Source organism: SAR324 cluster bacterium (genome assembly GCA_029245725.1).
In the GTDB taxonomy this organism is placed as follows: Bacteria; SAR324; SAR324; order SAR324; family NAC60-12; genus JCVI-SCAAA005.
Genome location: JAQWOT010000393.1, coordinates 1 through 4,347, shown reverse-complemented (window position 1 = coordinate 4,347; position 4,347 = coordinate 1). Strand labels below are relative to the sequence as shown.

Below are 4,347 nucleotides of genomic sequence, written 5' to 3'. Positions count from 1 at the left end.
GTTCTATGAGAAGAGCCGGCTTTGAACTTGCACGCAAGATCACCTCACCAAAAGCTTTTGCTTGAGTTTTTAATACAAAAGCAAAAGAGGTCTTTCCTTTGTCGTTCCTGCGAAATAATATCAGTTTTTTCAAAATAAATTTTAAATAAGGCAAATGGACTTGCTACAGAAAGATGGCGATGGTGATGAAGATTTCAAGATCGATATTCTCCTTGTTTATCTAGAATGATCCATGGAAAATAGAATCACCTAGCATCTTCCATCCCTGCCCCATTTTCCCACTAAGAAACACTTAATTACGTTAGCTTGTAGAGGATAGGTCAAATCGCAAATTGCGTTAAGCCCCTCCTTGGTGTTTGTGAACATCAAGAAGAAATGCTATTAAGCAAAGCTTGTAGAAGTATTTTCTTAAGCTTGATCCTTTTATACCTGGTTGCGTGTGGCTATCGAACGGCACCCCAGCCAGACCCAGAAAAGCCCCAGCTCAAGACTTTTCAAAGTCCTAAGGCAATATTTAGAGGAGAAAGCCTGCGACTGTCTTGGCAGTTAATTGAACCAGAATTGCTAAAGGAACTGGTTAGTGAGGGGAAGCTGGAGGATCATCGCTTTGAAATAGAAACTCTGATCAGAGAAGAACCTTGTTCGCGCTGTGAATTGCGCGTTGGGTCAAGATACGTGCTTGATTTCAATTCTCCACAATTAGAACGTGAAGGGAATCTTTTCTACTTTTTTCCTCCTTTATCTGCAAATCCTCAGGAAGTTACTCTTTTCAAAATTCGACATGTATTTATTCCAACCAATAATTTAATCTCTATATCTGATTACGTGAGTGCAGGATTGCCCACAAATTTTGTTCGAGTGCCTGAATTAACCATTGAAGAGGTTAGTCCCAAAAATTTAGCCAAAAATTTTGATTCTTTGTTGAAACAAAGCCGACTGCTCTCCAGGGATTTAAACAATATCAGATTAATCAAAATGGTTTGGAAACCACTTTCTGAAAATGTTGAATTTAGATGGCAGAATGACAAATTTCTTGCTCACAACCAGATGTATTATCGAGTCAATATTTATCGGAGTGAAGATGGTCGTCGATGGCCTGAGACTCCGCTAACTTTGCAGCCAATCCAAGAGAGCTTTGCTTTGGTGCCGGAATTGCGATCAGACCCTGGTCACTATCATGTTCGCTGGGTTGATAGATCAGGAAATGAAAGTTTGCCTTCAAAGAAAATCACTTATGTGCCGTAAGTTTTTGCAAAATTGGTTGATCCATTTCTCTCTGTTGATTGTAATTGTTGGTTGCACAAATCCAAATTTGCCCGTATTGCGGCAACCTCTGAATCTTGCAAATGTTGACTCTTTTGTCGAGCAGCAGGAAGAAAGACTCATTGAAGACAAAAATAATTTAGATGCGGCGTTTGAATTGGCTCGTGGACGTTTGTTTCTTGGTGAAAACGTGCAAGCAGAAGGTATGTTAAGAGTTGCAGTTCAGGGGGCGCCTCTGAACGCTGAGTATCTTGAATTGTTAGGTAAGGTTCTCTACGCGAGAGAACGTTATGTGGATGCTATCAAAGAATGGAACGCTGCTCTTCAGGTTGATCCAGATCGGCTTTCCATTTATTTGAATTTAGGACTTGGTTATGAGCAGATTCGTGAATATAGAAAGGCTACGGTATCATTGGATGAGGCACTTCAACGTGATGAAAATTATGTTGAAGCTTATTTCCACATGGCTCGTATTCAAATCAAACGTCAAAACTATGAATCTTCACTTGAGGCAGTGGAAAATCTACTCGTCTTGGAACAATCAAACAAAGATGCTCAACTTCTGAGATTGAGAATCTTTGTTGGCCAAGGAAACTATTATCACGCCAGTGTATTGGCTTCAGAACTTCTGGCCCAGGACCCCCAATGGGTTGAAGTCCTTCGAGAGCAGCTCCGACTTTTCTACCTTCAACAAAAACAAGATGATGCGCTGGAAAGAATCAAAGAATTGGCTCGGTTGGGAAAGTTGGAACCAGAGGATCAACTCATCTACGCTCTCCTTCTCAGTAATCAAGGAAGCCAAGCTACCGCAAATCAAGTTCTTGAAGATTTACTCAGAAGAGATCCCACCAACGTGGAAGCTCTGTTAGGCCGAGCGCAGTTAAGCCTTCAAGTCGGTGAGTATCAGCAGGCTTTGGAATTGGTAGAGAAGGCTCTGGAAATTCAAAATCAACGAGCAGATTTGTACTATCTCAGAGCATCATTGCTCTTCCAACGAAGGGATTACCTGCGAGGTGATATTGCGCTTGCTAGAGCGCTTGAATTAGATGATCGTCCTTTGCCCTATCAGCTGCTGAATGCTAGACGGAAGCTGATGCGAGGGGAACTGCAGCAGGTAGAGCAAATCATCGAGAAATTGAAGCAGCAAGACGCCACGAATGTTTATTTGTTGACTCTGCAAGCTGATTTACTGGTCACTCAAGGGAGATACGACCAGGCAGAGACACTGCTTCGACAGGCACTGGTAGTCAGAGAAACATTTTCGCTGAGATTTTCCCTAGCTAGAGTTTTGTATCTGCAGAGACAATATTCTCGTGCTCTGTCTTACACCGAGGACTTGTTGAAAGATTCCCCCATTCATTGGGAGAGTGTATATCTGCAGGCAATGACTTTGCTACAGTTAGATCAGACCGATCAAGCACTGAAATTGTCTGAAGACTTTCTGGTCAGAGAGGAATCCCAAGGATTAGCCCATCGTCTTGTAGCAGATATCAAACGCTATCGTGGCCAAGAACAAGCGGCCCAGGAAATTTTGGTTCGAGGCCTTGAGCGATACCCACGCCAATTTTATTTGATTGAAGCACTGAGTGCTTCTTACCTTGTAACCAGGCAGTACAAGGAAGCAAAGGTAATTCTGGAGAACGCTCTAAAAGCTGACTCTCCATTCCAATCAGTTTTTTTGGATCGGCTTGCAACAGTTTATCGACAGCTTAATGATCAGGTGGCTTACCAGAGAACTTTGCGCCAGTTTCAGCAACTGAATGATCCAATCTCTATTCAGCAATCACTCTCAGTCCCACCTCTTTTCCAACTGCTTTCACCTGAACCGTTGGAGAGTTTAATCAACACTTCGTTTGTACAGCGCAATTGAGGGGCAATTAGCGCTCTCTTTGATACCACGAGACATGAGAGCGGCTTAGCCTTAGAGTATTTGGAAAAGAAGTTTTGATTTACGACTGACTTACTTTTGATAAAACGTTTCGGCAAGTTATTTAAGCCACTGAAATTAGCAGCTCTAATAAACTAGAAATTGATCAATTAATCAGACTTAATAACCACCAATCAAATAGTTATGGCACAATCCATTTTCGAATTAAGTACAGAACAACTCGCTGCAGTTGAGAGGGCTCTGCTTGAGATAATGTACAGGCAGGGTTGGATTGTACCTTCTGGTAGTGATCCTGAAGCATCTCCTATGTTTCGAATCTCAATCCCAGAATACATGGAGCGTCATTATAAGCCAGAAGAGCACTGGGAGGCATGTCAGACTCATGTTAAAGAAGAAGCTGAATCTGTCAAAAACCTTTTGATAGAATTACATGAAGGTGAGACTTATCAATTCGGTTTGAGACGCTTTCAAAGAGACAGATTTCAGCAGTTATTTAGTTTATTTCAGGCTGAGCAAAACTTTGAGGCAACTGAACGCCAAGGGGTCTGGCGCAAGGAGTTAGAGACTTTGGATTACGGTATAGAAAGGGTATTGGATATCCTTGTTCAGTTTGAAGATATTCGAAGTCTTGCAGGGTTAGAGCAGGCTTGGCTAACTCTCCGATATGCTTCTGCGGGAGGAGCACAAGAGTTATGGAGTGCCCATCTATCTGACGAGATAGATTTAGAAGCATCTCGCAAACAAATCAGAGAAGCTTTGGATTCATTGGAGGCAGCGACACGTGACCAGACATTGATTCAAGTACTCCAACTAGTTCAAGAAAGCGTGGGTGAACTGCAAAAAGTTGAGGATACTCTATTGTGGACTCAGATCGGAGCGTCAGGTGTCAGTGTGGGTATTGTGGATACTGATGAGATCGTCGTTTTTGCTCACCAAGGAGATGTAGATCAGTGGAATCGGGAGGAAGAGTTTTTGAGGCTAACTTTAGATGCGCCACTAAAAGCAAGTACTCTGGAGGGGCTCAGGGATGATCTCACAGATTGGATGAAGGCAGGGAAGTAATTTTTAATATGATTCGGCCTAGGACTGTAGCCCCCAACTATTGGAGGCTACCAACTCCTCCCTAGGTCAACGAACTTGTTTGAAACAAGTTTGAAGGCTCCAAAAAGTTAACTAGGCATTCTGAGTGAGTCAAG

3 protein-coding genes are annotated in these 4,347 nt (G+C 42.5%); all 3 read left to right on the top strand.

The window, feature by feature from the left end:
* Positions 1-375: 375 nt before the first annotated feature.
* The 3 genes from P8O70_21635 (at position 376) to P8O70_21625 (ending at position 4,213) form a co-directional block, all read left to right on the top strand.
* Entirely contained in the window at positions 376-1,245 is an 870-nt protein-coding gene (locus P8O70_21635) for a hypothetical protein (protein MDG2199444.1), read from the top strand.
* Positions 1,235-3,133: a tetratricopeptide repeat protein gene (locus tag P8O70_21630; GenBank protein ID MDG2199443.1), complete on the top strand. Its 1,899-nt coding sequence runs from the start codon at positions 1,235-1,237 to the stop codon at positions 3,131-3,133. Before P8O70_21635 ends, P8O70_21630 begins: the two co-directional genes overlap by 11 nt.
* Before the next feature lie 201 nt (positions 3,134-3,334).
* A complete protein-coding gene (locus P8O70_21625) occupies positions 3,335-4,213 on the top strand; it encodes a hypothetical protein (protein MDG2199442.1) in 879 nt (292 codons plus the stop codon).
* The last annotated feature ends 134 nt before the right edge of the window (positions 4,214-4,347 follow it).